Source organism: Bradyrhizobium sp. S3.2.6, assembly GCF_040546885.1.
GTDB lineage: Bacteria > Pseudomonadota > Alphaproteobacteria > Rhizobiales > Xanthobacteraceae > Bradyrhizobium > Bradyrhizobium cytisi.
Genome location: NZ_JBEPOS010000010.1, coordinates 211,630 through 238,481 on the forward strand (window position 1 = coordinate 211,630; position 26,852 = coordinate 238,481).

Annotated in this window: 30 protein-coding genes; 15 read left to right on the top strand and 15 right to left on the bottom strand. The window is 64.1% G+C overall.

Going from position 1 to position 26,852, the window contains the following annotated elements:
• Positions 1–23 precede the first annotated feature (23 nt).
• Positions 24–323, top strand: coding sequence for a hypothetical protein (locus ABID58_RS19855; protein WP_354034046.1), 300 nt, complete (start codon positions 24–26; stop codon positions 321–323).
• A 9-nt stretch (positions 324–332) separates the two neighbouring features.
• On the opposite strand, the gene ABID58_RS19860 is transcribed toward ABID58_RS19855, so the two are convergent.
• Positions 333–1,175 carry a metallophosphoesterase family protein gene (locus ABID58_RS19860; protein WP_354034047.1) on the bottom strand — a complete coding sequence of 281 codons (843 nt, stop codon included), beginning with the start codon at positions 1,173–1,175 and terminating at the stop codon, positions 333–335.
• A gap of 282 nt (positions 1,176–1,457) precedes the next feature.
• Here ABID58_RS19860 and ABID58_RS19865 point away from each other — a divergent pair, with 282 nt between their 5' ends.
• Both ABID58_RS19865 and ABID58_RS19870 read left to right on the top strand, forming a co-directional pair.
• A complete protein-coding gene (locus ABID58_RS19865) occupies positions 1,458–1,880 on the top strand; it encodes an MAPEG family protein (protein ID WP_354034049.1) in 423 nt (140 codons plus the stop codon).
• Positions 1,881–1,914: 34 nt separating this feature from the next.
• Positions 1,915–3,216 (top strand): RsmB/NOP family class I SAM-dependent RNA methyltransferase, encoded by a 1,302-nt coding sequence (locus ABID58_RS19870; RefSeq protein WP_354034050.1) that lies wholly within the window; start codon positions 1,915–1,917, stop codon positions 3,214–3,216.
• A 215-nt stretch (positions 3,217–3,431) separates the two neighbouring features.
• On the opposite strand, the gene ABID58_RS19875 is transcribed toward ABID58_RS19870, so the two are convergent.
• The 3 genes from ABID58_RS19875 to ABID58_RS19885 form a co-directional block, all read right to left on the bottom strand.
• Positions 3,432–3,641 (bottom strand): cold-shock protein, encoded by a 210-nt coding sequence (locus tag ABID58_RS19875; RefSeq protein WP_148749473.1) that lies wholly within the window; start codon positions 3,639–3,641, stop codon positions 3,432–3,434.
• 254 nt (positions 3,642–3,895) lie between these two features.
• Complete coding sequence (locus tag ABID58_RS19880; protein WP_354034052.1) at positions 3,896–4,228, bottom strand: DHCW motif cupin fold protein; 333 nt, start codon at positions 4,226–4,228, stop codon at positions 3,896–3,898.
• A gap of 157 nt (positions 4,229–4,385) precedes the next feature.
• Entirely contained in the window at positions 4,386–4,757 is a 372-nt protein-coding gene (locus tag ABID58_RS19885; protein WP_148754210.1) for a nuclear transport factor 2 family protein, read from the bottom strand.
• Between the two features lie 150 nt (positions 4,758–4,907).
• Here ABID58_RS19885 and guaA point away from each other — a divergent pair, with 150 nt between their 5' ends.
• From guaA to ABID58_RS19920, 7 genes are all read left to right on the top strand, one after another.
• A complete protein-coding gene (gene guaA / locus ABID58_RS19890; protein WP_187435203.1) occupies positions 4,908–6,506 on the top strand; it encodes a glutamine-hydrolyzing GMP synthase in 1,599 nt (532 codons plus the stop codon).
• 65 nt (positions 6,507–6,571) lie between these two features.
• A complete protein-coding gene (locus tag ABID58_RS19895; protein ID WP_354034053.1) occupies positions 6,572–7,471 on the top strand; it encodes an HNH endonuclease in 900 nt (299 codons plus the stop codon).
• Positions 7,472–7,578: 107 nt separating this feature from the next.
• Positions 7,579–7,821, top strand: a complete 243-nt coding sequence (locus tag ABID58_RS19900; RefSeq protein WP_354034054.1) for a type II toxin-antitoxin system Phd/YefM family antitoxin — start codon at positions 7,579–7,581, stop codon at positions 7,819–7,821.
• A gap of 3 nt (positions 7,822–7,824) precedes the next feature.
• Positions 7,825–8,280 carry a type II toxin-antitoxin system VapC family toxin gene (locus tag ABID58_RS19905; protein ID WP_354034056.1) on the top strand — a complete coding sequence of 152 codons (456 nt, stop codon included), beginning with the start codon at positions 7,825–7,827 and terminating at the stop codon, positions 8,278–8,280.
• Between the two features lie 267 nt (positions 8,281–8,547).
• Complete coding sequence (locus ABID58_RS19910; protein ID WP_148754215.1) at positions 8,548–8,880, top strand: hypothetical protein; 333 nt, start codon at positions 8,548–8,550, stop codon at positions 8,878–8,880.
• Between the two features lie 94 nt (positions 8,881–8,974).
• On the top strand, positions 8,975–9,292 hold the full coding sequence (locus ABID58_RS19915) for a hypothetical protein (RefSeq protein ID WP_354034057.1): 318 nt from the start codon (positions 8,975–8,977) through the stop codon (positions 9,290–9,292).
• A 203-nt stretch (positions 9,293–9,495) separates the two neighbouring features.
• On the top strand, positions 9,496–10,377 hold the full coding sequence (locus tag ABID58_RS19920; RefSeq protein ID WP_354034058.1) for an AraC family transcriptional regulator: 882 nt from the start codon (positions 9,496–9,498) through the stop codon (positions 10,375–10,377).
• A gap of 108 nt (positions 10,378–10,485) precedes the next feature.
• On the opposite strand, the gene ABID58_RS19925 is transcribed toward ABID58_RS19920, so the two are convergent.
• On the bottom strand, positions 10,486–11,022 hold the full coding sequence (locus ABID58_RS19925; protein ID WP_354034059.1) for a GFA family protein: 537 nt from the start codon (positions 11,020–11,022) through the stop codon (positions 10,486–10,488).
• Positions 11,019–12,158: an FAD-dependent oxidoreductase gene (locus tag ABID58_RS19930; protein WP_354034060.1), complete on the bottom strand. Its 1,140-nt coding sequence runs from the start codon at positions 12,156–12,158 to the stop codon at positions 11,019–11,021. The genes ABID58_RS19925 and ABID58_RS19930 overlap by 4 nt, the downstream gene beginning before the upstream one ends.
• A 55-nt stretch (positions 12,159–12,213) precedes the next feature.
• Between ABID58_RS19930 and ABID58_RS19935 the strand changes: the two genes are divergently transcribed.
• Positions 12,214–12,882: a TetR/AcrR family transcriptional regulator gene (locus ABID58_RS19935; RefSeq protein WP_354034062.1), complete on the top strand. Its 669-nt coding sequence runs from the start codon at positions 12,214–12,216 to the stop codon at positions 12,880–12,882.
• Between the two features lie 80 nt (positions 12,883–12,962).
• Here ABID58_RS19935 and ABID58_RS19940 read toward each other — a convergent pair whose 3' ends face one another.
• A complete protein-coding gene (locus tag ABID58_RS19940; RefSeq protein WP_354034063.1) occupies positions 12,963–13,460 on the bottom strand; it encodes a peptide deformylase in 498 nt (165 codons plus the stop codon).
• 76 nt (positions 13,461–13,536) lie between these two features.
• Here ABID58_RS19940 and ABID58_RS19945 point away from each other — a divergent pair, with 76 nt between their 5' ends.
• The gene (locus tag ABID58_RS19945) at positions 13,537–14,121 is read left to right on the top strand and encodes a TetR/AcrR family transcriptional regulator (RefSeq protein ID WP_354034064.1); all 585 of its coding nucleotides are present in this window, start codon (positions 13,537–13,539) and stop codon (positions 14,119–14,121) included.
• Positions 14,122–14,217: 96 nt separating this feature from the next.
• Positions 14,218–14,796: a DUF308 domain-containing protein gene (locus ABID58_RS19950; RefSeq protein WP_354034065.1), complete on the top strand. Its 579-nt coding sequence runs from the start codon at positions 14,218–14,220 to the stop codon at positions 14,794–14,796.
• A gap of 17 nt (positions 14,797–14,813) precedes the next feature.
• Here the strand turns inward: ABID58_RS19950 and ABID58_RS19955 are convergent, their stop codons facing one another.
• A complete protein-coding gene (locus tag ABID58_RS19955; RefSeq protein ID WP_354034067.1) occupies positions 14,814–15,275 on the bottom strand; it encodes a cupin domain-containing protein in 462 nt (153 codons plus the stop codon).
• A 184-nt stretch (positions 15,276–15,459) separates the two neighbouring features.
• On the opposite strand from ABID58_RS19955, the gene ABID58_RS19960 reads away from it, so the two are divergent.
• Positions 15,460–18,795 carry a DEAD/DEAH box helicase gene (locus tag ABID58_RS19960; RefSeq protein ID WP_354034068.1) on the top strand — a complete coding sequence of 1,112 codons (3,336 nt, stop codon included), beginning with the start codon at positions 15,460–15,462 and terminating at the stop codon, positions 18,793–18,795.
• A 275-nt stretch (positions 18,796–19,070) separates the two neighbouring features.
• Positions 19,071–20,297, top strand: a complete 1,227-nt coding sequence (locus ABID58_RS19965) for an MFS transporter (protein WP_354034069.1) — start codon at positions 19,071–19,073, stop codon at positions 20,295–20,297.
• Positions 20,298–20,315: 18 nt separating this feature from the next.
• On the opposite strand, the gene ABID58_RS19970 is transcribed toward ABID58_RS19965, so the two are convergent.
• The 7 genes from ABID58_RS19970 to ABID58_RS20000 form a co-directional block, all read right to left on the bottom strand.
• Positions 20,316–20,702 carry an ester cyclase gene (locus ABID58_RS19970; protein ID WP_354034070.1) on the bottom strand — a complete coding sequence of 129 codons (387 nt, stop codon included), beginning with the start codon at positions 20,700–20,702 and terminating at the stop codon, positions 20,316–20,318.
• Positions 20,703–20,758: 56 nt separating this feature from the next.
• Positions 20,759–21,631: a bifunctional helix-turn-helix transcriptional regulator/GNAT family N-acetyltransferase gene (locus ABID58_RS19975; RefSeq protein WP_354034072.1), complete on the bottom strand. Its 873-nt coding sequence runs from the start codon at positions 21,629–21,631 to the stop codon at positions 20,759–20,761.
• A 155-nt stretch (positions 21,632–21,786) separates the two neighbouring features.
• On the bottom strand, positions 21,787–22,734 hold the full coding sequence (locus tag ABID58_RS19980) for a hypothetical protein (RefSeq protein ID WP_354034074.1): 948 nt from the start codon (positions 22,732–22,734) through the stop codon (positions 21,787–21,789).
• A 10-nt stretch (positions 22,735–22,744) separates the two neighbouring features.
• Positions 22,745–24,061, bottom strand: coding sequence for an HlyD family type I secretion periplasmic adaptor subunit (locus ABID58_RS19985; RefSeq protein ID WP_354034075.1), 1,317 nt, complete (start codon positions 24,059–24,061; stop codon positions 22,745–22,747).
• The gene (locus tag ABID58_RS19990) at positions 24,058–25,800 is read right to left on the bottom strand and encodes a type I secretion system permease/ATPase (protein WP_354034077.1); all 1,743 of its coding nucleotides are present in this window, start codon (positions 25,798–25,800) and stop codon (positions 24,058–24,060) included. The genes ABID58_RS19985 and ABID58_RS19990 overlap by 4 nt, the downstream gene beginning before the upstream one ends.
• A 124-nt stretch (positions 25,801–25,924) precedes the next feature.
• Entirely contained in the window at positions 25,925–26,227 is a 303-nt protein-coding gene (locus ABID58_RS19995; protein WP_148754233.1) for a hypothetical protein, read from the bottom strand.
• Between the two features lie 327 nt (positions 26,228–26,554).
• On the bottom strand, positions 26,555–26,852 hold a 298-nt coding region (locus ABID58_RS20000; RefSeq protein ID WP_354034079.1), incomplete at its 5' end, for a hypothetical protein.

Genomic DNA, 26,852 nt, shown 5'->3' on the forward strand with positions numbered 1-26,852 from the left:
TCGCGCATATTTTGGGTGTTGCGATGTTAGAGATCGGTATTTTCTGCATAATCCTTTTGGCTGCCGGCTATTGGGCGGCCATGTATGTCATGGGCCGTCGCGACGACGTCATCCATGGCAAGTTCGTGCACACCGACGATGAGGGTGCGTTCACGCAACCCGCGATGCCGACGCCTCCGCCGCGCTTCCCCAAGCGTCCGCTCAAGGCAGCCGAGTCCGTCAAGTCTGTGCCTGTGAATGATCGGGTCGCTCAGCCGGTGAGCAGCCAAGCGCTGCAGTCGTTGCTCGCTGCGATCCAGCAGGATCTCAAGAGCGTCGCGTAAGACGCGGTGCTAGTGCTCGCCGCCCATCTGGGCGAACAGCTCTTCGATATCCACATCGATCTGGCCTGCGGCGCGGACGTGGCGGACTTCGAAGCTGTCAGGCGCGAAGCGGTACTCGACGAGGCCGGTCTCCTTGATCGCGATCCGGTCCTGGCGTGAATCGTTGATCTTGAAGCCGGCCGACGGCGCCCAGACGTGCCGCGTGTGGCGGAACGTGAAGTCGCGACGCTGGTGCACGTGACCGCTCGCGATGAGGCGGAGATCGACATGCGCAAACATCTCGATCAACCGCGCGCGCGCCGGCTGCGGCACGTAGCGGATCGAGGTCTCTGGGGCTTCAGGCTCGTCCGGCAAATGGAGAAACACCGGCTTGTGCAGGAACAGCGCGACCGGCTTGCCATTCACGCGTGCGATTTCCCGGGACAGCCAGTCGAACTGCTCGGCCTCGAACGCGAGCCCTGAATTCATCACCAGCGAGTTGAGGCCCATGAAGCGCCAGCCGGCGGCCTCGAACGACCAATGGTCCTCGCCGATGATGTCGCGGAATTGCTGGCGGTGCGCTTCCGCGATCGGTGGCTTTGGTGCGGGCCCGAGTGCGGTCGGATTGTCGCCGATGTCGTGATTCCCTGGAAGATAGCGACAGTCGACGGCGAGGGCGTCGTGCAGGCTCTTCGCAAACGTGACGTCGTCGCGACTAGTGGGCCCGTCGAAGGAGACATCGCCGGTGTTGATGACGAGATCAGGCCTGTCGGCGTCGATGTGCTCACTGACGCGATGAAAGTTCGCGATCAGGCCGGGAAAACGCCGACCGAGATGCGTGTCGGAAATCTGGGTGAGGCGAAATACGGACATGGGCGAAGTCTCGCCCGCGCAGACGTCGGAACGATGACGCGCGCGCAAAATCCGCGACCGAACAAAGTTTAAAGCACGCGATAGCGGATGGTGTAGGCGTCCTGCGGCGCGACGGGGCGTGTCAGCGGCGGCGTGTCTCGCCGGGCTCCAGGGGGCCAAGATCGCTGCAATGATCGGCAGTTGGCCGCCGAATCGGGAACGCCGGTTCAACTCGTCGATTGTCAGCGCCAGAAGTCGCGGCTAATGACGGTCCGCGGCACGCCGCCTTACGGGAAAGTTCCGATGTCCGTCCAAATGGTCTTGTTGCCTGTCTTGGTGCAGGTCGGTCTCACCTTCGCGCTCCTGATCGGCATGGTGTTCGGGCGCCGGAATGCGCTGGTCTCGGGCGAGACCAAGATCCGCGACATTGCGCTCGGCGAGCCGAACTGGCCGAAGGGCGCCACGCAAATCGCCAATTGCTACCGCAACCAGTTTGAGCTGCCGGTGCTGTTCTACGCCCTGATCGCGCTGGCGCTGCCGCTGCGCCATGCCGATCTCTTCATCGTGCTGATGTCCTGGGTGTTCGTGGCGACGCGCTTCGCCCATGCCGGCGTGTTCGTCAGCTCGAACGATCTCGGCCGGCGCTCGTCGCTCTGGCTCGCCGGCGTGCTGGTGCTGCTGGCGATGTGGATCTACTTCGCACTGAAAATCCTGTTGCTGATCTGACGGTTGACCGTCGGATTTGATTTGAAAGATTCAAATGACTCCCGCTGCCCGGCTGTCCGCAGCCATCGAACTGATCGACACCATCGAACGCGACCGCGTGCCCGCGGCCAAGGCGCTGAAGGAGTGGGGCACCGCGCACCGCTTTGCCGGTTCCGGCGACCGCGCCGCCATTGCCGGCCTGGTCTGGGACGTGCTGCGCCGCTATGCCTCCAGCGCGTTCCTGATGGATTCCGATACCGCACGCGCACGGTTGATCGGCATGCTCCGCCTCGAGCGCAACATGGACACCGCAACCATGGAGGCTCTGTTCGACGGCAGCCGGTTCGCGCCTGAGCCGCTGACCGAGGCCGAGCAGGCGGCGCTCAGCCATCGCTCCCTGAAAGACGCGCCGGCGGCAATTGCCGGCGATTATCCGGACTGGCTCGATTCCCATCTGGCCAAAGTGTTCGGCGAGGACCGGGCGGCCGAGGCCGTCGCGATGGCGAGCCGGGCGCCGCTCGATCTGCGCGTCAACACGCTAAAATCCAATCGCGACAAGGTGCTGAAGGCGCTTGCTCATCTTCATGCGAAACCGACGCAATGGTCGCCAAATGGCCTGCGCATCGAGCTTTCGGCCGATGCGCGCAACCCCGGCATCCAGGCCGAAGAGGATTTCATCAAGGGCGGCGTTGAAGTGCAGGATGAAGGATCGCAGCTTGCGGCCCTTCTCACCGCGGCAAAACCGGGCGAGCAGGTGATCGATCTCTGCGCCGGTGCCGGCGGCAAGACGCTGGCGCTCGCCGCGATGATGCAGGGCAAGGGCCGGCTGATCGCGACCGACAGCGACAAACGCCAGCTAGTGCCCATCCACGAGCGCCTGTCGCGCGCCGGCGTCCACAATGCCGATGTCCGTACGCCCAAGGGCGAGGCTGATCCGCTGGCCGATATCAGCGGCACCGCCGATCTCGTTGTGATCGACGCGCCCTGCACGGGAACCGGAACCTGGCGCCGCAACCCCGATGCCAAATGGCGCATGCGACCGGGCGCGCTGGAGGTTCGCCTCAAGGACCAGGCCGAGGTGCTGGAGCGCTCCGTACCGCTGCTGAAGGCGGGCGGCCGCATCGCCTACATCACCTGCTCGGTGCTGGCTGAGGAGAACGGTGAGCAGGTGAGGGCCTTCGTCGGCCGCCATCCCGAGCTCGCGGTGGTGCCGCCGGAGCAGACCGCGAGCGTGCTCTGGGACAAGGCCGAGGCGTTTGCGCAAGCCGCGCTGCAATCGGACGAAGGCTGGCTGATGACCCCCCGCCGCACGGGGACCGATGGGTTCTTCGTGTCGGTGCTGAGGAAGGCAGGCTGAACTATCCCCCGTCATTCCGGGGCGCCCGAAGGGCGAGCCCGGAATCCATCGGGCGGCGCATTCTGCGGATCAATGGATTCCGGGCTCGCCCTGCGGGCGCCCCGGAATGACGAATGGGCAAACAAAAACCCCGCGAACCGGAGGCCGGTCGCGGGGTCTCTGAACTCAACGATCTGCCGGTACGTCCGTGGTCAGATCGCGAATTGCGCGGTCAACTAGCCGGCGCGGAGGTTGTCGGCCGAGGACTTGCCGCTGCGGCGATCCGCAACGATGTCGAACGAAACCTTCTGGCCCTCGTTGAGGGTGCTCAGACCAGCGCGTTCAACGGCGCTGATGTGAACGAAGACGTCCTTCTGGCCGTCATCCGGCTGGATGAAGCCAAAGCCCTTTTGGTTGTTGAACCACTTCACGGTGCCCATTGCCATAGTCATTTCCTTTCAATTGACGATGCACTCAGGGGGACAAATGCACATTGCTGCGCCCATCATCCCGGTTGGTCGATTTTGGAGAAATACCTGAAACGTGCTCGTCCATTGGAAATGAGACGGAGCGGCCCAGTCGTTCGGCCAAGGATCGATCATCACAATCTAGCGATTTTTTGGGGCAACTTCAAGGCGGCACGCGCTCACAGCGAGCGCTGCGCATTTTGCTATTTTGCGCTGCACACCGCTCGGTTCCATCAGTCCACGATGAAAAGAGTAGCGCCCACAGCCGTCGATGAGCGATGCGCGGCGTCGCCAAAGTCCGAGACCTGGTAGCTCATCCCCGGCGTAAGCCTGAATTTGCGCCCGTCGCGGAGCTCGCTGTCGAGCTCGCCCGCGAGCACGTAGAGCACGTGGCCGCGGTCGCACCAATGATCGGCCAGATAGCCCGGCGAATACTCCACCATCCGCACCCGGAGATCGCCGATGTTGAGCGTGCGCCACAGCACGTGCCCGGTTTCACCGGGATGCGTGGTGGCCTCGACCTTGCTCCAGTCGGTGACGGTGAAGGGCGAGGTGGGGAGCTTCATGGGAGGATCCTGTAGGTGAGCAATGTTGCTTGGGGCATGCTCTTAGCAATAAACTCAGTCATTGCGAGGAGCTCTTGCGACGAAGCAATCCAGACTGTCGCCGCCGAGAGATTCTGGATTGCTTCGCTGCGCTCGCAATGACGGGGAGGGAGCGACGTCAATCCGGTAGATGGTTCGCCGATCCCTGCACGATCAGCCCCGCATCATTCACCCGCAGGTATTCGCAGATCCGCTTGCCCCGCTCGTTCTCGTAGAACACCACCACGCTGTCAGGGCTGACGAACACGTCAATCAGTGAAAAGTGCAGGTCCGGCAGCAGCCCGAGCGCCTTGCCCCAATAGGCGCGCAACGCGTCCTTGCCGCGCACGGTGCCGCTGGCGCCGAATCCCATCGCGGGGATCCGGTCCGACGTCATCACGGCCGCGTCGTCGTAGAGCGTGAGCACGCGCTCGAGATCGCGCGTGTTCCAGGCCTCGACCCAGGTCCGGCCGAGCGCGGCTAGCGTTGATGGCTGATGGTGCTGTGACATGGCGTTTCTCCCTGATTGGCCCCGGTTTAGTGGAGGGGGCAATTAGGTCAATAATACTTACCTATATCCATTTGTCCATGCCCAAAGAAGAATGTGGGCGCCCAGCCCCACGCGGTTGCGAGGAGGGGCGCGGTCGCGTATCTGCTTGCCATGACAGCAGCACAGAACGACCGCTCCGCGTCGACGCCCTCCGTGGCCTCGGCGCACGACAAGATTCTCATCGTCGACTTCGGCAGCCAGGTGACGCAGCTGATCGCGCGTCGCGTGCGCGAGGACGGCGTCTATTGCGAGATCGTCCCGTTCAACAAGGCCGAGCAGGCCTTTTTGGAGATGAAGCCGAAAGCGGTGATTCTCTCCGGCGGCCCGGAGTCGGTGCATGAGGCCGGCTCGCCCCGCGCGCCGCAAGCGATCTTCGCCTCCGGCGTGCCGGTGATGGGCATCTGCTACGGCCAGATGACCATGGCGGAGCAGCTCGGCGGCACCGTCGAGGGCGGCCATCACCGCGAATTCGGCCGCGCCGATGTCGAGGTCAAGGCGCCGAGCAAGCTGTTCGAGGACGTCTGGTCACCAGGCGGCAAGAACCAGGTCTGGATGAGCCATGGCGATCGCATCACAAAAATGCCGCCGGGCTTCTCCGTCGCCGGCACCTCTCCGAACGCGCCGTTCGCGATCATCCAGGACGAGACGCGCAAATATTACGGCCTGATGTTCCACCCCGAAGTGGTGCACACGCCCGACGGCGCCAAGCTGATCCGCAATTTCGTCCGCAAGATCGCCGGCCTCACCGGCGACTGGACCATGCGCGCATTCCGCGAGGAGGAGATCGCAAAGATCCGCGCCCAGGTCGGCAAGGGCAAGGTGATCTGCGGCCTCTCCGGCGGCGTCGATTCGGCCGTGGCCGCCGTGCTGATCCACGAAGCCATCGGCGACCAGCTGACGTGCGTGTTTGTCGACCACGGCATGCTGCGCCTCGATGAAGCCAAGACCGTGGTCGATTTGTTCCGCCACCACTACAACATCCCGCTCGTGCACGTGGACGCCTCGAAGCAGTTTTTGGGCGAGCTCGAAGGCGTCACCGACCCCGAAACCAAGCGCAAGACCATCGGCCGCCTCTTCATCGAGGTGTTCGAGGCTGAGGCCAAGAAGATCGGCGGCGCGGACTTCCTGGCACAAGGCACGCTCTATCCCGATGTGATCGAGAGCGTCTCCTTCACCGGCGGTCCCTCGGTGACGATCAAGTCGCACCACAATGTCGGCGGTCTGCCCGAGCGCATGAACATGAAGCTCGTCGAGCCCCTGCGCGAGCTGTTCAAGGACGAGGTGCGCAAGTTAGGGCGCGAGCTTGGTCTTTCCGAAATCTTCGTCGGCCGCCACCCGTTCCCGGGCCCCGGCCTCGCCATCCGCTGCCCCGGCGACATCACAAGCGACAAGCTCGACATCCTGCGCAAGGCCGACGCCGTCTACATCGACCAGATCCGCAAGCACGGTCTCTACGATGACATCTGGCAGGCCTTCGCCGTGCTGCTCCCCGTCAAGACCGTCGGCGTCATGGGCGACGGCCGCACCTACGACTACGTCGTCGGTCTGCGCGCCGTCACCTCCACGGACGGCATGACCGCGGACTTCTACCAGTTCGACATGAAGTTTTTGGGCGAGACCGCCACGCGCATCATCAACGAGGTCAAGGGCGTGAACCGGGTGGTCTATGATGTGACCAGCAAGCCGCCGGGGACGATCGAGTGGGAGTAGGGGCTTCTCTCCAGGTTCAACAGAGTTAGGTCGTTACTTCCCGGACAGGCGGCGCGGCAAAAATCATGGGATTTGGGGTATTCATCCATCGATCGGACTCGATCTACGATGATAGCCCGGCTGAACGATATCAGTTTCCCAGTCAATATCTCCGCCGTGTCGAAGCCTGCATCGGCGATTGGATCATCTATTATGAACCGAGCAAGGTTGCCGAGACGCGCGGCTACTTTGCGATCGCGCGGGTTCAGCAGGTCATTTCCGATCCCGGTACTTCAGGAATGTACCTCGCTTTGATTGAACCTGGAAGCTATCTCGATTTTGCCAATCCGGTCTCCTTCAACGGGCCAACGGGTCCTGTGGAGCGTGGCGTCCTGAATGAGCAGGGTCGAATTTCGGGACGCGCTCAGTCGGCGGTCCGCCCTATCTCTCCCGACGATTTCAATAGAATATGCGAACTTGGTTTGGCGGAGAGTGCGCCGCTGCTGCCACGGCGAGATGAAGACGTCCGACAGCTTGATCTCAATGAGCCGCAGATGCCGTTCGGGCTTGAACAGCAGCGCGACCGTATTAGCCTGACAGTGTCTAGAGTGTTGCGCGATCGCGTTTTTCGCCGTGTCGTGCTCCGCGCTTATGATGAGCGTTGCGCCATTACCGGGCTAAAGCTCATCAATGGAATGGGACGTGCGGAAGTCGCCGCCGCTCACATCCGGCCGGTTGAGGCGAATGGGCCAGACATCGTTAGTAACGGTATCGCCCTTTCTGGCACCGCGCATTGGATGTTTGACCGCGGTCTCATCAGCCTGGCGGACAATCTGAAAATTTTGATCTCGCGCCAGACAAACGATCTGGATGGCGTGCGGTCGATAGTCAACAGGACCGGCCACGCCATTGCGCCGCAGCGGGTATCGGATCACCCGCATCCGCATTTCCTGAAATGGCATCGCGAGTATTGCTTCAAGCAATAGGCGATCCACGCCTTGCTTCGTTCGAATGTCGCCTCTGACGGGCGGGGCGGAGTTCTTGAAATCTGAGCCACTTCAGTATATAACTACTGTAGTCATATGGGTGTGCCATGCGTGAAATTCAGCTTCGTGATGCGAAAGCCAATCTCTCCGCAGTCGTCGACGAGGCTATCGAGGGTAAGCCTGCCGTGATCACGCGTCACGGCAAGAAGCAGGCGGTGGTCTTGAGCTACGAGGAGTGGCAGCGTCTGTCGCAGGTCCCGAGCTTCGGACGCTTACTCATGGCAGCCCCCGTGAGAACAGGCGATCTGCCGGCGCGCAATCGTTCCAAGCTGCGCAAGACCGATTTCTGAGATTTGTACCTCGTCGATACCAACGTCATATCTGCGGTCTCGCCGAACCGGCCGACGCCCGTGGCGCTGGTCGAATGGATCGATGCGCAATCGGCCTCCTTGTTCTTGTCCGTCGTGACGGTTGCGGAGATCGAGGATGGAATAGCCAAGCTGCGCCGCGAGAAAGCCACGCGCAGGAGTAAGGACTTGGACCAGTGGCTTGACACCGTGCTGCACCTCTATGGTGACCGTATACTGGTATTCGACACGCAGACCGCGCGGCTCGCAGGCGAGCTGTCGGATCGGGCTCGCGGGCGGGGGCATGCGCCCGGATTTGCAGATATCATCATTGCTGCCACTGCACGCCAATACGCGCTGACAATCCTGTCGCGCAACGTCAGGCATTTCGAGCCGCTCGGCGTGCCTGTGCTCGATCCCTTTAGCCGGTTGCCCCGTCCTGATCGTCACGCAGGTGAGTAGGATCGGTAGAGCGTAGCGAAACCCATCGCGACTACGAAGCGTGATTGATGGGTTTCCCTTTGCTCTACCCATCCTACAAAGTACTGATCGAGAAGCTCACGATCAAGAAGCTGCCGCACGGGCGGTTCGCACGGTCGTCCGTGCGAGGCCCATTGCTGGTCCGTTCCAGCTACAGCTCGGCGACCTGGACGAGAACGCGGCCACCCATTATTTTCGGAAGTGGTTTTGGAGACCCGCCGGTTGGGCGTGATCGAGAAGGAGGCAAACATGCCGATCATCCGTGTGTCCGTGATCCGCTGCGAGCCGCAGCACTTCGCCGAAATCAAGAAGATGATGGCGGACTCGCTTGCCGTGCTCGAACCGGGCATCCGCGCGATGCGCGGTCTCATCCACTTCTACGCGGGAGAAGATGAGGCGGTGAGCTCGCTGGTCAATGTCAGTCTGTGGCGCACCCTGGAGGATGCAAAGCAGCTCGACACATTCCAGCCGATGCTCGATCTCGGCAAGGCGTTCGTGGGCAAGGGCGCTACGTTCGAGCGCCCCGTCATGAATTACGCCTCGCAATGGGAGTTCGGGCCGGAGCGCTCGTCGCCAGATTGATCGCGGGGGTACGGTCACAGTGCACTTGACCCCCGCGGCGTTGCTAGAGCGGTGAAATCTTGCAGCCCTTTACATATAGGCGCATGTAGTCACCATGACCCACATCAGCATCCGCGATCTCCAGAAGATATCCGGCGAGGCCATCGGTGCGCTGCCGGGGGCCGACATCTGTGAAGTCGGGCGAGCGGACGTGGGGCTGCTCATTCCCCTCAGGTCGGCCGATCCGGATCGCCTTGCTGCCGTGTTGACACGGGCAACAGCGCTGGCCAAGGGCCGCGATGTGCGGGCGGACGACGCGGCGCTGGCGGCGTTCGGCGATGTCGATCCGGTCGATTGGTCGATCGCGGCCGTGAACGCCCTGACGGGCAAGCCCGGCAAGTCCCGTAACAATTCCCGCAAGTCGAAGCGGTGAGGCGGCCCTCGACGACGATCGTCATCGACGCGGTCATTTTGGTTGCCGCGGCTCGAGCGCGATCCTGAAGGCCGCCGGGTCTGCGATTCTGGTCACGACCGATCCGCGAGATCGTCGAGGACGCCGAGCGGCCCAAACCGCAAGATCGGTCGAGCGCATCACGGCCATCCCGGCCTAACTCAAGCCGCCACTGAGGAGTGACGATGACGCCGGCACTGCGAAACTATCAGGCCCGGATGCGGCGGGTGCTGGATCATATCGACCGGCATCTCGACGCGGATCTGGACCTGGCCAGCTTAAGCGCTGTCGCGGCGTTCTCGAAATTCCATTTCCACCGGCAGTTCACGGCGACCTTCGGGCTGTCAGTGCATCGCTATGTCCAGCTGGCCCGCCTGAAGCGCGCGTCGCATCAGCTGGCCTACAATGACGCCCTTGATGTCACCGGCATCGCGATGGATGCCGGTTACGACGCACCAGATGCTTTCGCCCGCGCCTTTCGGCAACGGTTCGGGCAATCGCCGTCGTCGTTCCGGAAATCGCCGGACTGGGAGCCGTGGCTTGCGGCCTTCGGGCCTCTCGACAACGCCAGGAGCAAGCTCATGCAGAAGAACTTCACCACTAACGACGTGACGATCCGCGATCTACCGCCCACCAGGGTGGCGATCATGGAGCATCGGGGGAGCCCTGAGACACTTGGTGACACGATCCGCCGGTTCATCGCGTGGCGCAAGGCGGCCTACCTGCACCACAGGACAAATCCGACCTTCAACGTCTGGCACTCCGAGGGGCGTCCCGCGCAGCAGGACGAATACAGCATCGACCTTTGCGTCGGGACCGACCAACCGATCGAGGCGAATGGCGGAGAGATCAAGGCCGGCGAGATTCCCGGTGGACGCTGCGCGGTGCTGCGCGTCGTCGGCTTCACCGACAATCTGGAGCCCGCCGCGCTCTATCTCTATCGCGACTGGCTTCCCGCCAGCGGCGAGGAAGCACGCGACTTCCCGATCTATTGCCAGCGGCTGAGCCTGTTCCCGGAGGTGCCGGAGCATGAGGCCATCGCGGACGTTTTCCTGCCGCTGAAGTAATGCACTGCCGTAGGGCGGATTAGCCGCAAGGCGTAATCCGCCATCTCATCACGTCGCGCTGATCGATGGCGGATTACGCTTCGCTAATCCGCCCTACGTTCTTAGCTCTCATCTCCCCAGCGCCATTGCGATGCGCGAGGCGAGCAGCTTGACGATGAAGCTTGGCGGATAGCTCTTGTAGCTCGGCACGTCGTCTGACGGCACGACGCCATCCGGCCTGGACTTCGTGCAGATGCGCGCCTGCAGCGGCGGGAGGTCGCCGTGGAATCGCGCCCGGTAGGCCGAGATCCAGTGCGGGCCGCGATCGAAATTCACGAACATCGCCGAATTGCAGCACGTCGCGACCACCCTGTTGGTTGGCGACGTCTCCTTGAGCTTGTAAGAGTTCAGGCGTTCGGCTCCCCTGGAGCATTCGAACCGGTCCTTGCGATAAAGCATATAGGCCGTTCCGCCGTCGCCATCGCGCACCGCGGGTGCATTCGGCAGCGCTTCGATCTTGCCTGCGCCCCTCTCGCAGTCGTCGCAATAGCAGACGGCGCTGACGATCGGATGACCGAACGCTCTGACTTCAACAGCTCCGCAAGCGCATGTTGCAGTTATGACGGGAGCAGGGGGCATGTTGGCAATACCATGAGGATGGATCATTCCGAAATCCTCTCGCGCATCCCGGTGAAGAAGTCCACCAGGCCAAACGGCGCGCGTTCGCCGAGGCAGAGCTCCAGGATTTCATGCGCGCCGATAGCGGCCGCCTGGCTGCGTGGGAACAGCGCGGCTTCGTAAGTCGCCAACGCCGCTTCGATGTCGTCGGGGTGTGCAGCGATGGCCTTGCCCAGTTCCGCGCCGTCGAGCATCGCGAGGTTCGCGCCGTCGCCTGCCGGCGGCATCAAATGCGCGGCATCGCCGAGCAGCGTCACTCCACGCCCGCGCGCCCAGCGATGGTCGTTGGGAAGTGTGTGGAGCATGCGCAGCACCGGCGGCGTGTCGGCGTCGGTGATCAGTGCCGTGAGCGCCGGCGCCCAGCCGGCGAATTCGGCTGCGATGCGCGCCGTCGCAGTGGCGACATCGGTGAAGTCGATCGCGGTAAACCATTCGGCGGGACGGTTCAGCGCGATGTAGGCATGAAGCGCGCTGTCTGGCTCGCGGTGCGCGAAGATGCCCTTGCCAGGAGCGTGCGCGAACAGCGCGCCGCCGCCGACCGCCTCAGCCGCAGCACGATGCCGTGCGTCCGCATCGTGCAGATAAGTTTCGATGAAGGACGTGCCGGCATAGTTGGGCGTCGCGTCCGACAGCAGCGGCCGCACCTTCGACCACGCACCGTCAGCGCCGACGAGGAGTTCGGTGCTCACACTAAGGCCGTCGGCGAATGTCAGCTCATGCCGCCCGCCGCCGCGTGGAACGACGCTCACAAGCTTCTTGTCCCATCGGATTGTCTCTGGGGGCAGGGAGTCCAGAAGGATGCGCCTCAGCGCGCCCCGGCGCACCTCGGGCCGCCCGCCCGTGCCGTTGTCCGCCTCGTCGAGCAGCACCTTGCCGTGCTGGTCGAGCACGCGCGAGGCCTGGCCGCCCTCGTGGATGAGTGCGCGGAATTGCTCGAACAGGCCAGCCGCCTTCAGCGCGAGCTGCCCGCTGTCGTCGTGGATGTCGAGCATCCCGCCTTGCGTCCGCGCCATCGCCGATACCTCGGCCTCGTAGACGGTGACGGGAATGCCATGCAGGTGAAGCACGCGGGCGAGGGTGAGGCCGCCGAGGCCTGCACCGACAATCGTGACCGGAGGCGCCATCGGGTCCTTTACCAAAGTCAATGGAACGTCGTTCCAGTCCTGTCAAGATGACGACATGGCGAAGAAGACTCACCGGATTGAACGGCGCACCGATGCGCTCTCGCGGGAGCGGATCATCGCGGCCGCAATCGAGATCCTCGACGGCGGCGGCGAGGGCGCGCTGACCGTCCGCGCGCTGGCGGCGCATCTGGCAACCGGCAGCGGGGCGATCTATTGGCACGTTGCCGACAAGGGCGAGCTGCTTGCGGCCGCGACCGACGAGGTCATCGCCCGTGTCATGTCCGAGCTGGTCGGCGGCACGAGGCCGCGCGAGGCGATCCGCGCAGTGGCACTCGGCGTGTTCGACGCGATCGATATCCATCCCTGGGTCGGCGCGCAGCTGTTTCGCGAACCGTGGCGGCCCGCGATGCTGGAGATCATCGAGAGCGTCGGCGGACGACTGCAGGCGCTCGGCGTGCCCAAGGCTGCGCAGTTCGATTCCGCATCGGCGCTGGTGCACTACATCCTCGGCGTCGCCGGCCAGAATGCCGCGAACGCCCGCGTTCATGCCCCCGATACGGATCGATCGGCCTTTCTTGCATCCGTCGCGGCGCAGTGGGAGGCGCTCGATCCTGCGCGATATCCGTTCGTACGGCAGATGGCGACGCAGCTCCGTGATCACGATGATCGCGCGCAGTTTCTCGCCGGCATCGATTTGATCCTGGCGGGGATCGGAATTGCATGAGCGTAGGGCGGATTGGCGAAGCGTAATCCGCCGCTTTTCCTCGCGCCGAAGGATGGCGGATTACGCTTCGCTAATTCGCCCTACGACCGCGCCATCTTCTCAAACCTCTTCACCAGCCGATCCCGCTTGAGCCGCGACAACCGCTGGATCCAGAACACGCCGTCGAGCTGATCGATCTCGTGCTGGTGGCAGACGGCGCGCAAGCCATCCGACTCCTCGCTGTGCGTGTTGCCGTCGAGATCGTGATAGCTGATCCGCACGCGCGCGTGGCGCTGCACCTCGTCATTGACGCCGGGCATCGAGACGCTGCCTTCCCTGTGCAGGATCATCTCCGGCGAGGCCCATTCGATCTCGGGATTGACGTAGGTCTGCGGGCCCGCTTTGGCGTCGAGCTCGAGCACAACGACGCGCAGGGGCACGCCGATATGCGGCGCCGTGATGCCGATGCCGGGCGCGGCGCGCATCGTCTCCAGCAGGTCGGCTGCAAGCTCGCGCAAGCCGTCGTCGAAGGCGGTGACGGGGCGGGCGGGCATGGCGAGCCGGCGGTCGGGATAGCGGACGATCGGGCGAATGGTCATTCAAGGCTCCTACCACTCACGGGGGAGTGAAGCACCCGCGCTTGACGCTCTACCAACTGGAAGGTAGTCATTCTCCATGACCAACGTTTCCTCGACCGCCGACGACATTCTGGCTTGTGCCCGCAGGCTGATCATCGCGGGCGGCTACAATGGCTTCAGCTATGCCGACGTCGCCGAAGTCGTCGGCATCCGCAAGCCGAGCATCCACCACCATTTCGCCAGCAAGGTCGACCTGGTTCGCACCCTGGTGTCGCGCTATCGCGAAGAGGCCGCGGCGGGATTGGCGGCGCTCGAGCGCAACATCCCTGATCCGCGCGAGCAGCTCAAAAACTATGTCGGGTATTGGGAAGCGTGCATCGCTGATGCGACGGCGCCCTTCTGCGTCTGTGCGCTGCTGGCCAGCGAGCTTCCGATCCTGCCGGAGGAGGTGGCGCTCGAAGTCCGCTCGCATTTCCGTTTCCTGGCGTCCTGGCTGACATCGGTGATGGAGCGCGGCAAGCGGAAGGGGCAGCTCAAGCTGTCCGGAACGGCACGGGTCGAGGCTGAAGGATTCATGGCGACCATGCACGGTGCGATGCTGTCGGCGCGCGCCTATGGCGATCCCAAGATATTCGGTGTCATTACCGCTCCGCTGCTGGATCGGCTGTCCACTAAACACTGAGAGACATCGGCAAGACGTCTACGCGCCCGCAGGCATCGGGTGAAGGCATCTTGCTGCGCGTGAAACTACCAACTAGTAGGTAAAGGACTGAAAGCAGTGGCTCATCATCAAATGGATCTCGTTCGTGCCGACCGCGAGCAATGGCTCAAGCAATACTACTTCCTCCGCGCGGCATTCTCCGTCGCCTGGGTCGCTGCCGCGTTTGCCGTCGCGCCGTCGTCCCCGCCAATCGCCGGCGCCTTGCTCGTGCTCTATCCGGCATGGGACGCGGCCGCCAATTTCGTCGACGCCTTGCGCAGCGGCGGGCTCACGCAAAACCGCACGCAGGTTCTGAACGTTGTGGTCAGCCTGGCGACCACCATTGCGGTCATCGTCGCACTTCGAACGGGCATGAACTGGGTGCTCGGCGTCTTCGGCGCCTGGGCAATCCTGTCCGGCTTGCTCCAGTTGGGGACCGCGATCCGGCGCTGGAAAAGTTTTGGCGCGCAATGGGCCATGGTGCTCAGCGGCGGTCAGTCGGCGCTCGCCGGCGGCTTCTTCATCGCACAGGCCTTGACGCCCGCGGTCCCGTCGATCGCGAATGTCGCGGGTTATGCCGGGGTCGGCGCGCTCTACTTCTTCGTCTCGGCCGTATGGCTCACCGTCAGTGACTGGCGCCGGCGCGCCGTGACGTAGCGCTGCGTCGCTTCCGGTCACGCGTCCGGATAGGGCGTGCCGTCCTTGTGCACGAACCTTCCGTCCGAATTTGCGCTCATCATGTCGATGTCCGAGCAGGTCGTGAGGTCGTCGGGCGAGCGCGAGCCGATCTCGAGATAGACGGCTACCGCGTCCGACCGGTTGATCATGTGATGGCCGTTGCCGCTGCCCTTCGGGAAGGCGGCGCAATCGCCTGCGCGCAGCACGGTTTCGCCGTCGTCCTCGATCAGCACCACCTCGCCTTCGAGCACGTAGACGAATTCGTCCTCGTGCGAATGCCAGTGCCGCTGGCTCGACCAGTTGCCAGGCGGCAGACGCATCAGATTGACGCCGAAATCGGAAAGGCCTCCGGCATTGCCGAGCCGCTTGCGGATGCGATCGGCGCAAGGAGCGTTGAAGGGCGCGGGATAGCCCGAACCCTTGCGGACTGGCAGGGCGGCAATGTCGATTTTTGGCATGGACATATTCCGTTCATTCGCAGTCGAGGCGAAGGCACATCTTGTTGGCTTGGAGCATCGACGTCTGGACCACGAACCGCTATTTTCCTGGAACGGGCGTGGCAGCGCGCCAGCATCGGCGGCGCGTTCGAACACTATAACGCTCTGGTCGAAACGGCTATGCTGCCTGCCGATAATCTGGGTCGTGGAATCGCTGCAAGTGCTCTCGGACGTTCTCAAGCGAAAAGAAATCTATAGTTATTTCAACCGCTCGGCGATGGAGAAGGCGCACGCCTATCAGTCGCAGGGTCGCGTTTCGGCGGTCGGCGTCAGCGACGACCTGACCCACATCAGTTCCCGGGTGCTAGGCAGCGCGTCCTCGAATTATCGCGTTGACATCCAGCTGGAGTTCGACAACGGCAGGCTCACCGACATCGACGGCGATTGCAGTTGTCCGATGGCCCTCAACTGCAAGCATGTCGCAGCGACCCTGCTTGAAGCGCTGAGCGACAAGCAGCCGCCGACGCTGCCGCCGGTGCCACTCCCGCAGGCAGCCAAGCCTGCCAAGGCGCAAGCGCCGACGGCTCCGCCGGTCCTGGGTCTCGAGGTCAACAACTGGATCGACAATGTGGGCCGCGCGTCGCGGAGCAGCGATCATGCCGCGGACGAGAGCCAGCGCTTGCTGTATTGCCTGCAGCCGTCGGACGACCCGATGCCTTACCTCGCCATAACCCTGCGATCGGTCCGGCTCCGCAAGGGCGGAGATTTTGCCGACAACTACACCAGTCCCAGCCTGTACGAATTCAAGCCGGAACGGGCGCCGAAATACTTCCGTGACGTCGACGTCGACATCGTGACGGAGGTGAACGGCCGCATCCGCAAGTCCTACACCCAAGGGCCGTGTCCGGAAGAGCTGTTGCACCGGATTGTCGCGACCGGCCGCGCATTCTGGCTTGACCACAGGCGGGCGCCGCTGAGCTGGGGCGAAGTGCGCGAGGGCCGGATCGAATGGCGCCCGGCGACCAGAGGCGTTGCACCGAACCTCGTCGTATCGGGGGCGGTCGCGCTGAATGCCGAACCGCCGGTCTATGTCGACGAAGCCAGCGGTGTGATTGGGCCCGTACAGCTCGGCTTGCCGCCTCGGCTCGCTTGCCAGTTCCTGGCTGCACCCGCCATTCCCCGCGCGCAACTCGAAGAGGTGTCGCGCCGCCTGAGCCAGAGGCTGCCCGAGCTTCACCACGGCCTGCTGCCAGTGCCGCCGGCGGCCGCGGTGCTCATCGACGAGGAACCTCGTCCCGTGCTGAGGCTGAAGCTGGGGCATCTCGGTGCAAGCTATTATTACTATCGCAGCAAGAGCGAACAGTCCGGTCCCGCTGGCGTGGCCAGCCTCGGCTTCCGCTACGGTGGGTTCGACATCGACCCGAGCCAGCGCGCAAGCCGGCTGGAGCTGTTCCAAGGCGGGCAGGTCTATGCGATCGCACGCCGCCAGGCGAAGGAAAGGCAGGCACGCAAGCGCCTCACCGACGCCGGTCTCACCGAAGCGAGATCGGCGCTTCCGATGCTCGATTATCGTCATGCCATGGACCTTACGCTGCGCGACCAGCGCGGCTGGTTCGATTTTCTCGCGCTGCACGCCGGGCAATTGCGTGCGGAGGGGTTCGAGATCCTGATCGACGACGATTTTCCGTTCCGGCTGGCGGAGTCGTCAGGTGAATTCGATGCGGTGCTGGAGTCCAGTGGCATCGACTGGTTCGAGCTGTCGCTCGGCATCGAGATCGAAGGCGAGCGGCGCGATCTCGCGCCGCTCCTGGCCGCGCTGGTTTCGGCACCCGGCTTCAGCCCCGCATTGCTGACGGCACTCGCGGACAAGGGCGAGCGTTTCCTGCTGCCTCTGGCCGACGGCCGGCACGTCGCGCTGGCTGCGGATCGCTTCCTGCCGCTCGTGCTGGCGCTGCATGGCCTGCACATGAGCGGCGCTTTCGCGGACGCCTCCAGGAGGATCAGACTGTCGCGCGCGGATATCGTTCCGCTGCTCGGCGTCGAGAACGAGCGCTTCGCCTTCGGGGGAGCCGACAGTCTTCGCCGCCTCGCAGGCCTGCTCCAGGCGCGAGGGTTGACCGCGCCGGAACTGCCGCCGACCTTTCGCGCCACGCTTCGCCCCTATCAGGCGCAGGGTGTGGCATGGCTCGATCTGCTCCGCGAGAGCGGGTTGGGCGGGATCCTCGCCGACGACATGGGTCTGGGCAAGACCGTCCAGATCCTGGCCCTGATCGCGCTGGAGAAAGCGCGAGGTCACCTCGCCAATCCCGTGCTGGTCGTCGCGCCGACCAGCCTGATGACGAATTGGTCCGCCGAAGCGCAGAAATTTGCGCCGGAGCTGAAGGTCCTCGTCCTGCACGGGGCCGACCGCAAGCATAAATTTCCCGATATCGCGGAGCACGATCTGGTCCTGACCACCTATCCGCTGATCGCGCGGGACCGCGAAATTCTGCTGGCGCGGGAGTGGCATATGGCCGTGCTGGACGAAGCGCAGACGGTCAAGAATCCGGATGCCGCCACCACGCGATTTCTGCGCGAGACGAAGGCGCAACACCGCTTCTGTCTCACGGGCACGCCGATGGAAAATCATCTCGGCGAACTCTGGTCGATCATGAGCTTCGTCAACCCCGGCTATCTCGGCGACAAGGCGGCCTTTTCACGCCAGTGGCGCACACCGATCGAAAAGCGCGCCGACAAGCCGCGGACCGCGGCATTGGCGCAGCGCGTCAAGCCGTTCCTGTTGCGACGTACCAAGACGGAGGTGGCGACCGAACTGCCTGCCAAGAGCGAAATGGTGGAAACCATTACGCTGGAAGGGCCGCAGCGCGATCTCTACGATTCAATAAGGCTGGCGATGTCGCGCAAGGTTCGCGAGGCCATCGCAAAGCGCGGCCTTGCCAAGAGCCACATCGTGGTGCTCGAAGCCCTGCTTCGGATGCGGCAGGCCTGTTGCGATCCGGCGTTGCTGAAACTGGACGACGGCATCGAACGTCCGTCGGCCAAGCTCGATCGCCTGATCGACATGGTGGGGGAGCTGCTGAGCGAGGGACGCAAGATCATCATCTTCTCGCAATTCACCTCCATGCTCGATCTGATCCGGAAGCGCCTCGACGCAGGCGGCCTGCGCTACAGCCTTCTCACCGGTCAAACCAAGGACCGAAAGACGGCGATTGAATCCTTTCAGCACGGCGCGGCCGAAATCTTCCTGGTCAGCCTGAAGGCAGGTGGTGTCGGCCTCAACCTGACCGCCGCCGATACCGTGATCATTTTCGATCCCTGGTGGAACCCCGCAGTCGAGGAACAGGCGATCGATCGGGCCTATCGGATCGGGCAGGACAAGGCCGTCTTCGTCTACAGGCTGGTGGCCACCGGGACGATCGAGGAAAAGATGGACGAGCTCAAATCCAGAAAGCGCGCGCTCGCCGACGGCCTGTTCGACCGTGACGGCGGGATCGCGTCGGCCCTCACGGAGAGCGATGTGAATGCATTGTTCGACGCCTAGCCAAGCGCAGCAGACGCTCGGCGATGATGCGATCGAGTTCCACGGAATGATGACATATTGCCGGTGTTTTGCCCGACGTGTCAAATTGCGGGTTTGCATCGTCGGCCGCCGGTAAGTCATTGATCCCGCAACGGCCCGCTACTGTGCATGGGGTTGTTTTCGGCATTTTGCTTTGGCCGCGCATCATTCGCGGGGCATAATTTAATCGCGCCGCCCTGTCTGCTTTCGCCAGTTCCATTCGTCTTCCACCCAGACAGACCTGACGGGAGACAAAGATGACTGCTTCCTCTTATCGCTGGGTGATCGTCGCCGCCGGCGGCCTGCTCGGCTGCGTCGCGATCGGCGGCATGTTTTCGCTGCCGGTGTTCCTGCAGCCGATCGCCAGGGACACCGGCTGGTCGGTGACCGGCATCTCCACTGCGATGACGATCGGCTTCCTCGCGATGGCCTTCACCAGCATGGCTTGGGGCACGGTAACCGATAGGTTCGGGCCGCTGCCGGTGGTGCTGACGGGATCGATCGTGCTGGCGCTGAGCCTGTTCGCTGCGAGCCATGCGACCTCGCTGATCGTGTTCCAGTTCGTGTTCGGCCTCCTGGTCGGCGCCTCCTGCGCCGCCATCTTCGCGCCAATGATGGCGACCGTCACCGGCTGGTTCGACACCCATCGCGGCCTCGCGGTCTCGCTGGTGTCGGCCGGCATGGGCGTGGCGCCGATGACGATGGCGCCGCTCGCGGCGTGGCTGGTTTCCCATCATGACTGGCGCACCGCGATGCAGATCGTGGCGCTGGTCGTCGCTGCCATCATGATCCCGGTCGCGCTCCTGGTCCGCCGTCCGCCAGCGCTCGCGCATCCGCCGGTCGCGGTAGCCGGTCAAGGCGGCCCGCAATCCGAGATGACGGTGGGCGAAGCGTTGCGCTCGCCGCAATTCCTGATCCTGCTCGCCACCAATTTCTTCTGCTGCGCCACCCATTCCGGCCCGATCATCCATACCGTCAGCTATGCCGTGAGCTGCGGCATTCCGCTGATCTCGGCGGTGACGATCTACAGCGTCGAGGGGCTGGCCGGTCTCGGCGGCCGCATCGCCTTCGGCCTGATGGGCGATCGGCTCGGCGCCAAGCGCGTGCTGGTCTCGGGCCTGCTCGCGCAAGCCTTCGGCGCGCTCGGCTATGTCTTCGCCCATGAGCTCACGACCTTCTACGCGGTCGCGACCGTGTTCGGCTTCATCTATGCCGGCACCATGCCGCTCTATGCGGTGATCGTCCGCGAAAACTTTCCGCTCAGGATGATGGGCACCGTGATCGGCGGCACGGCGATGGCCGGCAGCCTCGGCATGGCGACCGGCCCGCTCGCCGGCGGCCTGATCTATGATGCGTTCTCCAGCTATGCCTGGCTCTATATCGGCTCCTGGGCGATGGGCCTCGGCGCCTTCCTGATGGCGATGACGTTCCGGCCGTTCCCCAAGCCGCAAGCCGAGCCGGCGCCGGCACCGGTGGCCGCATGACGAGAATGAGGCGCAGCCTCAGAGCTGCGCCTCAATCGCCGCCTTGTCGACGATCGACCACACCTGGTGGATCTTTCCGTCGCGGAATTCGTAGAACACGTTTTCGCAGAAGCTGACGCGCCTGCCGTTGACGGCCAGCCCAAGGAATGTCCCGACCGGCGCGCACTCGAATTTGAGCCGGGCAGCGACGTTGGGCGGCTCGGAGATCACCATCTCGATGTTGAAGCGCAGATCCGGAATCTCGCGAAAATCCTGCTCCAGCATCGCGCGGTAGCCCGCGAGCCCGAGCGGCCGCGCATTGTGGGCGACCTCGTCGTGCACGAACCGGCCGAGCGCGGGCCAATCCTGCCGATTCAGGCAAGCGATGTAGTTGCGATATATATTGGCGAGTTCGGCTGGCGTCATGTCGATATTCCCTTGGCTTCCAGCCTAACGCGGGAGCAGGGGAATCGACGCGCCGCTCACAGGCGTTTTTCGAAGAACAGATCCGGATACGGGTCATCGTTGAAACGCGGGATCTCGCGCCAACCGGTGGCGCGGTAGAGCCGGCCGGCCTCCAGCAGCGCGCTGTTGGTGTCGAGCCGCAGCAGCGCGATGGCGAGCCTGCGCGCGGCATCCTCGGCGGCATCCATCAGGCGCTTGCCAAGGCCCAATCCGCGCGCCGAGGGTGCCACCCACACCCGCTTGATCTCGGCATAGCCATGATCCGTTCCCTTCAGGCCGACGCAGCCGATCGGCAGCGTGTCCGACATCGCGACGATGAAGCTGCCGCGCGGCCGGCGCATGTCCTTGGCATCAGGGTCGCGCGACAGCGAGACGTCAAATCCCTGCTTGAAGCGCCGGCCGAGCTCGGCGTAATATTCCCCAAGGCAATAGCGCGCCTCGTCGCTGCGCGGATCCATTTCGGCGAGCGCGATGCGATCGCGCGTCAGCGCGGAGGCGACCAGATCCATCGCCGCGAGCAGCGCCTCGGCTTGCGCATTCCGGGCGAGAAAGCTTTCGGCCTGCGTATTCGACAGCGCCTCATAGGCCGCGAATTCGCGCTTGCCGGCGCGGGTCAGGCTGGCGACGCGACGGCGCGCATCGTTCTCATGGGCTTGCGTCTCGATCAGGCCTTCGTCTTCCAGGCTGCGCAACAGCCGGCTCATCAGCCCGGAATCGAGGCCGAGATAGTCGCGGATCTCGCCGACATCGGAGCGTCCCTGTCCGATCGCATTGAGCACGCGCGCCGCGCCCAGCGGCCGGCTGCGCCCGAGGAACGAATTATCCAGCGCGCCGACAGCGGAGGTCACGGCACGATTGAAGCGGCGGACGCGGGAGACGGGGTCGAGCATTATCTGACTTTAGTCAGATATAAATCTGCCGTCAATCGCCGCGGGGATCGATCATCGAGAAACGGTCGGTACCTCGCCTTCATCCGCGATCCCAGCAACGGCTTCGTCTCGATGACGCTGCCGCTCAAGGGCGGCACGCTGTCGCTGAAGGTCGCTTAGAAGTGATGCACGCCGAGCGCCGAGAACGCGCCGTCGTGCAGATCGTGGCTATCAGTCGGTTGGCCGAGAAAGCCAAGATGCAGCGTCACCGGCGGCAGCGTTGCCATCGGCACCGCGCCGGCGGTGTCGAGGCCGCCGATATCGACGTGCGTCGCCGCGCTGTCATGAGGCGACGCCAGCGGTGTGCTGATGATATCCGTGACCAGCGCGCTGAACAAATCGGGGGAGGACGCCTCATGCCCGTCACCTCCGACGGAATGCAGCAGGCCGCCGACGAGGCCGGTGACGCTGTCAGTGAGCTGTCCGATTGTTCCGGTGACCGTAGATGTCAGCTGCGACACCGTATTGCTCAGGCTGTCGAGCGTGTGCGAGACGGCGGATAGCGAGGTGTCGACAAAGTTCGTGATCGTGCTGCCGAAATCGTGCAGCGATGGTGGCGGATCGATCGACGCGGACGTCGCGGCATCGGCGTGAGTGGGGCCGCCGACGGCTACTGCCGCATGATCGGACGCGACGGGAGCGTGGCTGTCAATCGGGGCGGTCGCGCTGACCGAGCTGTCCGTCATGGCAACGACGCCGGTATTTCCGTCGGCATGCGAGACGCCGCCGCCGGTCCCATCCATATGAAGCGTCGTCGAGGTCTCATTCGTCGGCGGCACGCTCAGATCGGAATGCTGATCGCCTGAGACTGGCTGGTGATCGCCCGGCGTTACTTCGGCCGGAGCCGGATCAGCGGCATGCGCCGGATCAGAGGCATGCGCCGGCGTGGTTGGCACGTCGGACGGCAGCGGCTGCGCATCGTTGCCACCATGATATCCGGCGGCCTCGGCATCCTTCAGGAAGGCGATCAGCGCGGTCATGAACGCAATCGTCTCTTCCGTCGTGATGTGGCGGGCGATCTCGGCCTTTTCGGCGCGGCGATTGTTCTGCTCGGATGCAGCCATTGGCTCCTCCTCAGCGTTCGCGGAAGGCGCGGGTCAGCTCGTCGCGTAGCGGACCGAGCAAATATTCAAATAGCGTGCGCGGCCGCGTCGGCACGATCACCTCGGCCGGCATGCCCGATTGCAATTCGATGCGCGACTTCTTGACGTCCTCCGGCTCCAGCGAGACCTCGACCGCGTAATAGCCGGGGCCGCCTGCTTTGTCGTTGGTGACGCGGTCGGCCGAGACCGTTCGCACGGTGCCGTAAAGGCGGGGACGCTCAACATAGTTGACGCCGGTCAGCCGGATCTCGGCGCGGCGGCCGGCGGTGACGTCGTTGATGTCGGACAGCTTGAGTTGTGCATCGACGATCAGCGGATTGTCCGACGGCACGATGTCCATGAGCTTTGCACCGGGCTGGATCACGCCGCCTTCGGTGAACACGTCGAGCCCCACCACTGACCCGGTCGCCGGCGCCCTGATCTGCGTGTGCGTCACGACATCCGTCGCAGCGTCAACCTTCGGGGCGAGCTCCGCGAGCTTGTTCTCGGTGGAGCGGAGCTGGTCGGTGATCTCGCTCATCCGGGCGCGCTCGGCCTTGGCGATCTCTGCCTCATTCTGCGAAATCTGCTGCTGCATGCCGGCAATATTGGCGCGCTGCGCGCCGATATCGGCCTGGAGCTTGGCGTCCTCGCGCTGCAGCGCCAGGATCCGCGTCTTCGGCGTATAGCCCTGTTCGTACAGACGCTGCGCTCCGTTCATCTCGTCGGCCAGGAGCTCGCGCTGCTTTTCAGTGCCGGTGAGCTGTGCCTGCGTGCCGCCGATCTGCGCATTCAGCTCGGCGATCTTGCCCTTGAGCACGGATGTCTCCGCCTCGAACTGATGTTTTCGCGCGGCCATCATCGCGATCTCGTTCGCGATCGCCTGGCGCAAAGCGGGCTTTGCGTCCTTCGGATCGATCCCAACATCCATGGCGTGGTCGTCGCGCTCGGCCATCAGCCGCGCCTCCGCCGCGCGGGCGGCGTCGCGATCGGCAATCAGCACTTCGAGCTTGGCGCGCGGATCGCTGTCGTCGAGCACCAGCAGAAGCTGTCCTTTTTCGACATGGGCGCCATCGCGCGCCAGAAGCTGGCGGACGACGCCGCCATAGGGATGCTGCACGCTCTGGCGCCGGCCCTCGACCTGGAGGTTGCCGCTGGCGATCGCGGCCCCCGAGATCGGGGCGAGCGTGCCCCACAGCGTCATGGCCGACGCGAACGCGCCGACCACGATGGCGCCGACCAGTGCGGGCCGTCCCGGCCGCGCATAATAGGCGCGCTCGCGATCGGCGACATAGGTTGCGGTGCTCATGACGCGGCCGCCCGTGCGGCGGCCTGCTGCTGCAAGGCCTGATAGACCTCGCCGGGAGGGCCGAGCATGTCGAGCATGCCGTTGCGGATCACCATCATGACGTCGACGATGTCGAGGATCGTGGTGCGGTGGGTGATGACGATGACGGCGGCGCCGTCGGCCTTGGCCTTGAGCAACGCGGCCTTCAGCGCCTCCTCGCCGGGTGCGTCGAGATTGGCGTTGGGCTCGTCAAGCACGAGCAGCGGCGGGGGGCCGAGCAGAGCGCGCGCCAAACCAAGCCGCTGGCGTTGTCCACCCGACAGGCCGACGCCGCCGCCGCCGAGCCGTGTGTCGTATTGCCGGGGCAGATCGAGCACCATGTCGTGGATGCCGGCGCGGATGGCGGCATCGATGATCTCGTCGGTCGAGGCATCGCCGAAGCGCGCGATGTTCTCGCGCACGGTGCCGGCGAACAGCCCGACATCCTGCGGGAGGTACCCGACATGACGGCCGAATTCGACGGGGTCCCAGTGATTGTAGTCGAGGCCGCCGAAGCGCAAGCGACCGGCGGCGGGCGACATGGCGCCGACCAGCAGGCGTGCCAACGTGCTCTTGCCCGAACCGCTCGGCCCGACGATGCCGAGCGCCTGGCCGCCGGCGAGCTCGAAGGACAGGCCTTTCAGCACCGGCTCGGGCCGCGACGGCAATTCGCAGACTAGCTCGCGCACCTCGACTGTATTGCGCTGCTTCGGCACGATGGTCTGCGGCACGGTCAGGTCGACGGTCGCCAGCAGATTGCGCACCTCTGTGTAGGAATCGCGTGCGCCGATGAACTGCTTCCAGGTACCGACCGCCTGTTCGACCGGAACCAGCGCACGGCCCATGACGATGCTGGCGGCGAAAATCGTTGCGGGCGTGATGGCGTGGTCGATCGCGAGCCACGCGCCGGTGCCGAGCATCAGGGATTGCAGTAGCAGGCGGAAGAAGCGGATCGACGACGTCATCACCGCGTTCTTGTCGCTGGCGATTGCCTGCTGCACCAGCATCGCCGAGCGCTGGGTCTGCCAGTTGCGCTCGACCGCAGGCTGCATGCCCATGGCGCGGATCACGTCGGCATGGCGCAGGACGTTTTCGGTGAATACGTAGGACTGGTTGCCGGAGGACTCGGCCTGCTTCATCGGCGAGCGGGTCAGCACTTCGTTCACGCCTGCAAGTCCGAGCAGCAGCAACGCGCCGATGGTGGCGACGAGGCCGAGCAGGGGGTGGATGAAGAACAGCAGCAGCAGATAGATCGGAATCCAGGGCAGGTCGAACGCGAAATAGATTCCGGGCCCGGTGACAAAGGTGCGGAATTGATCGAGATCGCGCAGGTGCTGCGCGCCGCGCGAAGCGCCGCGCTCAGCCGATCGCACCACCAGCGCCTCGAACACGCGCGTCGACAGCTCCATGTCGAGCCGGATGCCGCAGCGGATCAGGATCCAGGCGCGCACCGCGTCGAGCGCGGCCATGGTCAGGAGCGCGATGGCGAGGATGAGGGTGAGAAGGACGAGGGTGGAAATGTTTTCGTTGAGCAGGACGCGATTATAGACCTGCATCAGATAGAGCGGCGAGGACAGATAGAGCAGGTTGATCGCGCTTGAGAACAGTCCGGCCCACAGGAAATGCGGCCAGAGTTTCAGCAGCGCTTCGCGGACGTCGTCGCCGCGCCGATACGGCGGCTCTGCCGCCTCGTCTGCGACCGTCGAAAGGGCTGCCGCCATCTGGATGTCCTTAATGTGTCGAAATGTGTCGAACGAATCTGCGCCGGGACGCTGGCGGGCTCACGCATGGCGTGACGTGGGGCGGATCGCCCCACGTCACCTGTCGTCATCAGCGAACTAGGGCTCAGACCAGACCGTGGAGGAGACCACCAACGTCGAGATGGCCGACATCCGCACTAAGGCCGACGGCGGTCGGCGCGGAGATCGAGGCGTCGATGCCACCGGTTCCTGCAAGGCCCGACGTGGAGACGTCGATGCTCGGGTTGGTTTCGATCAGCGCTCCCACATCGAGCGTGTGAGACAGATCGACCGAGCCGCTGGCGCCGGCCGTTGCACTTCCACCTGCATTGGCGCTGCCCGACAGCGCACCTGTTGCTGTTCCAAGCAGGCCGTCGACCGTGCCGAGCAGGTTTCCGAGAAGAGCCATGTGTACTCCTTTGGGTTGGCAGTTGAGATCGCGACAGAAAAGTCGCTGCCCAAGAAGTCGCCCCGACGCCGAAGGTTGCGGACTCACATGCGGCCATTTGGTGCTGATTTGTTGGGCGAGGAACTTCGGGTGCGGGAAGGGCAGTGCGGTTGACTCGGTTGGACGAAGATTCTTTGCGATGATGCGCAGCCCGGATGGAGCGCGGCGAAATCCGGGACCGCTGCATCCGCCGGCGAGAACCCCGGATGACGTTGCGCTCCATTCGGGATACGAGAGCTTGCGTTGCCCGACGGGCAAAACACCCAAACCCTCGGTCAATCCGCACCGTCAAAAATATGCCACTTTACCGAAATTCGGAAACGGCGTATGTGTCGCGCAACCCGGCCCAAGGAAGAGGGGCGTATCGCGATCGTCACGAACGCGGGCCGGATAGCGGTGGACGAGGGTCACGTCGGCGCGAAGGGTTTTGCAGGGCGGGCAACCGTGAGCAAAACCATCGCGCACACGACCGGTGTGATCTGCGTACGGCGAAATCGTGTGGTCCTGGCGCCCGGAGCCTGTGCGCCAAGGCTTGCGGTGATGCGTTGTGTCCAACCGGACATGCGTATCGATCATCCGCAAGGCG

What these genes read in the sequence shown, in the direction of transcription:
- ABID58_RS19855 (WP_354034046.1), top strand. Translation starts at nt 24, where the DNA reads ATGTTAGAGATCGGTATTTTCTGCATAATCCTTTTGGCTGCCGGCTAT.
- ABID58_RS19860 (WP_354034047.1), bottom strand. Translation starts at nt 1,175, where the DNA reads ATGTCCGTATTTCGCCTCACCCAGATTTCCGACACGCATCTCGGTCGG.
- ABID58_RS19865 (WP_354034049.1), top strand. Translation starts at nt 1,458, where the DNA reads ATGTCCGTCCAAATGGTCTTGTTGCCTGTCTTGGTGCAGGTCGGTCTC.
- ABID58_RS19870 (WP_354034050.1), top strand. Translation starts at nt 1,915, where the DNA reads ATGACTCCCGCTGCCCGGCTGTCCGCAGCCATCGAACTGATCGACACC.
- ABID58_RS19875 (WP_148749473.1), bottom strand. Translation starts at nt 3,641, where the DNA reads ATGGCAATGGGCACCGTGAAGTGGTTCAACAACCAAAAGGGCTTTGGC.
- ABID58_RS19880 (WP_354034052.1), bottom strand. Translation starts at nt 4,228, where the DNA reads ATGAAGCTCCCCACCTCGCCCTTCACCGTCACCGACTGGAGCAAGGTC.
- ABID58_RS19885 (WP_148754210.1), bottom strand. Translation starts at nt 4,757, where the DNA reads ATGTCACAGCACCATCAGCCATCAACGCTAGCCGCGCTCGGCCGGACC.
- guaA (WP_187435203.1), top strand. Translation starts at nt 4,908, where the DNA reads ATGACAGCAGCACAGAACGACCGCTCCGCGTCGACGCCCTCCGTGGCC.
- ABID58_RS19895 (WP_354034053.1), top strand. Translation starts at nt 6,572, where the DNA reads ATGGGATTTGGGGTATTCATCCATCGATCGGACTCGATCTACGATGAT.
- ABID58_RS19900 (WP_354034054.1), top strand. Translation starts at nt 7,579, where the DNA reads ATGCGTGAAATTCAGCTTCGTGATGCGAAAGCCAATCTCTCCGCAGTC.
- ABID58_RS19910 (WP_148754215.1), top strand. Translation starts at nt 8,548, where the DNA reads ATGCCGATCATCCGTGTGTCCGTGATCCGCTGCGAGCCGCAGCACTTC.
- ABID58_RS19915 (WP_354034057.1), top strand. Translation starts at nt 8,975, where the DNA reads ATGACCCACATCAGCATCCGCGATCTCCAGAAGATATCCGGCGAGGCC.
- ABID58_RS19920 (WP_354034058.1), top strand. Translation starts at nt 9,496, where the DNA reads ATGACGCCGGCACTGCGAAACTATCAGGCCCGGATGCGGCGGGTGCTG.
- ABID58_RS19925 (WP_354034059.1), bottom strand. Translation starts at nt 11,022, where the DNA reads ATGATCCATCCTCATGGTATTGCCAACATGCCCCCTGCTCCCGTCATA.
- ABID58_RS19930 (WP_354034060.1), bottom strand. Translation starts at nt 12,158, where the DNA reads ATGGCGCCTCCGGTCACGATTGTCGGTGCAGGCCTCGGCGGCCTCACC.
- ABID58_RS19935 (WP_354034062.1), top strand. Translation starts at nt 12,214, where the DNA reads ATGGCGAAGAAGACTCACCGGATTGAACGGCGCACCGATGCGCTCTCG.
- ABID58_RS19940 (WP_354034063.1), bottom strand. Translation starts at nt 13,460, where the DNA reads ATGACCATTCGCCCGATCGTCCGCTATCCCGACCGCCGGCTCGCCATG.
- ABID58_RS19945 (WP_354034064.1), top strand. Translation starts at nt 13,537, where the DNA reads ATGACCAACGTTTCCTCGACCGCCGACGACATTCTGGCTTGTGCCCGC.
- ABID58_RS19955 (WP_354034067.1), bottom strand. Translation starts at nt 15,275, where the DNA reads ATGCCAAAAATCGACATTGCCGCCCTGCCAGTCCGCAAGGGTTCGGGC.
- ABID58_RS19965 (WP_354034069.1), top strand. Translation starts at nt 19,071, where the DNA reads ATGACTGCTTCCTCTTATCGCTGGGTGATCGTCGCCGCCGGCGGCCTG.
- ABID58_RS19970 (WP_354034070.1), bottom strand. Translation starts at nt 20,702, where the DNA reads ATGACGCCAGCCGAACTCGCCAATATATATCGCAACTACATCGCTTGC.
- ABID58_RS19975 (WP_354034072.1), bottom strand. Translation starts at nt 21,631, where the DNA reads ATGCTCGACCCCGTCTCCCGCGTCCGCCGCTTCAATCGTGCCGTGACC.
- ABID58_RS19980 (WP_354034074.1), bottom strand. Translation starts at nt 22,734, where the DNA reads ATGGCTGCATCCGAGCAGAACAATCGCCGCGCCGAAAAGGCCGAGATC.
- ABID58_RS19985 (WP_354034075.1), bottom strand. Translation starts at nt 24,061, where the DNA reads ATGAGCACCGCAACCTATGTCGCCGATCGCGAGCGCGCCTATTATGCG.
- ABID58_RS19990 (WP_354034077.1), bottom strand. Translation starts at nt 25,800, where the DNA reads ATGGCGGCAGCCCTTTCGACGGTCGCAGACGAGGCGGCAGAGCCGCCG.
- ABID58_RS19995 (WP_148754233.1), bottom strand. Translation starts at nt 26,227, where the DNA reads ATGGCTCTTCTCGGAAACCTGCTCGGCACGGTCGACGGCCTGCTTGGA.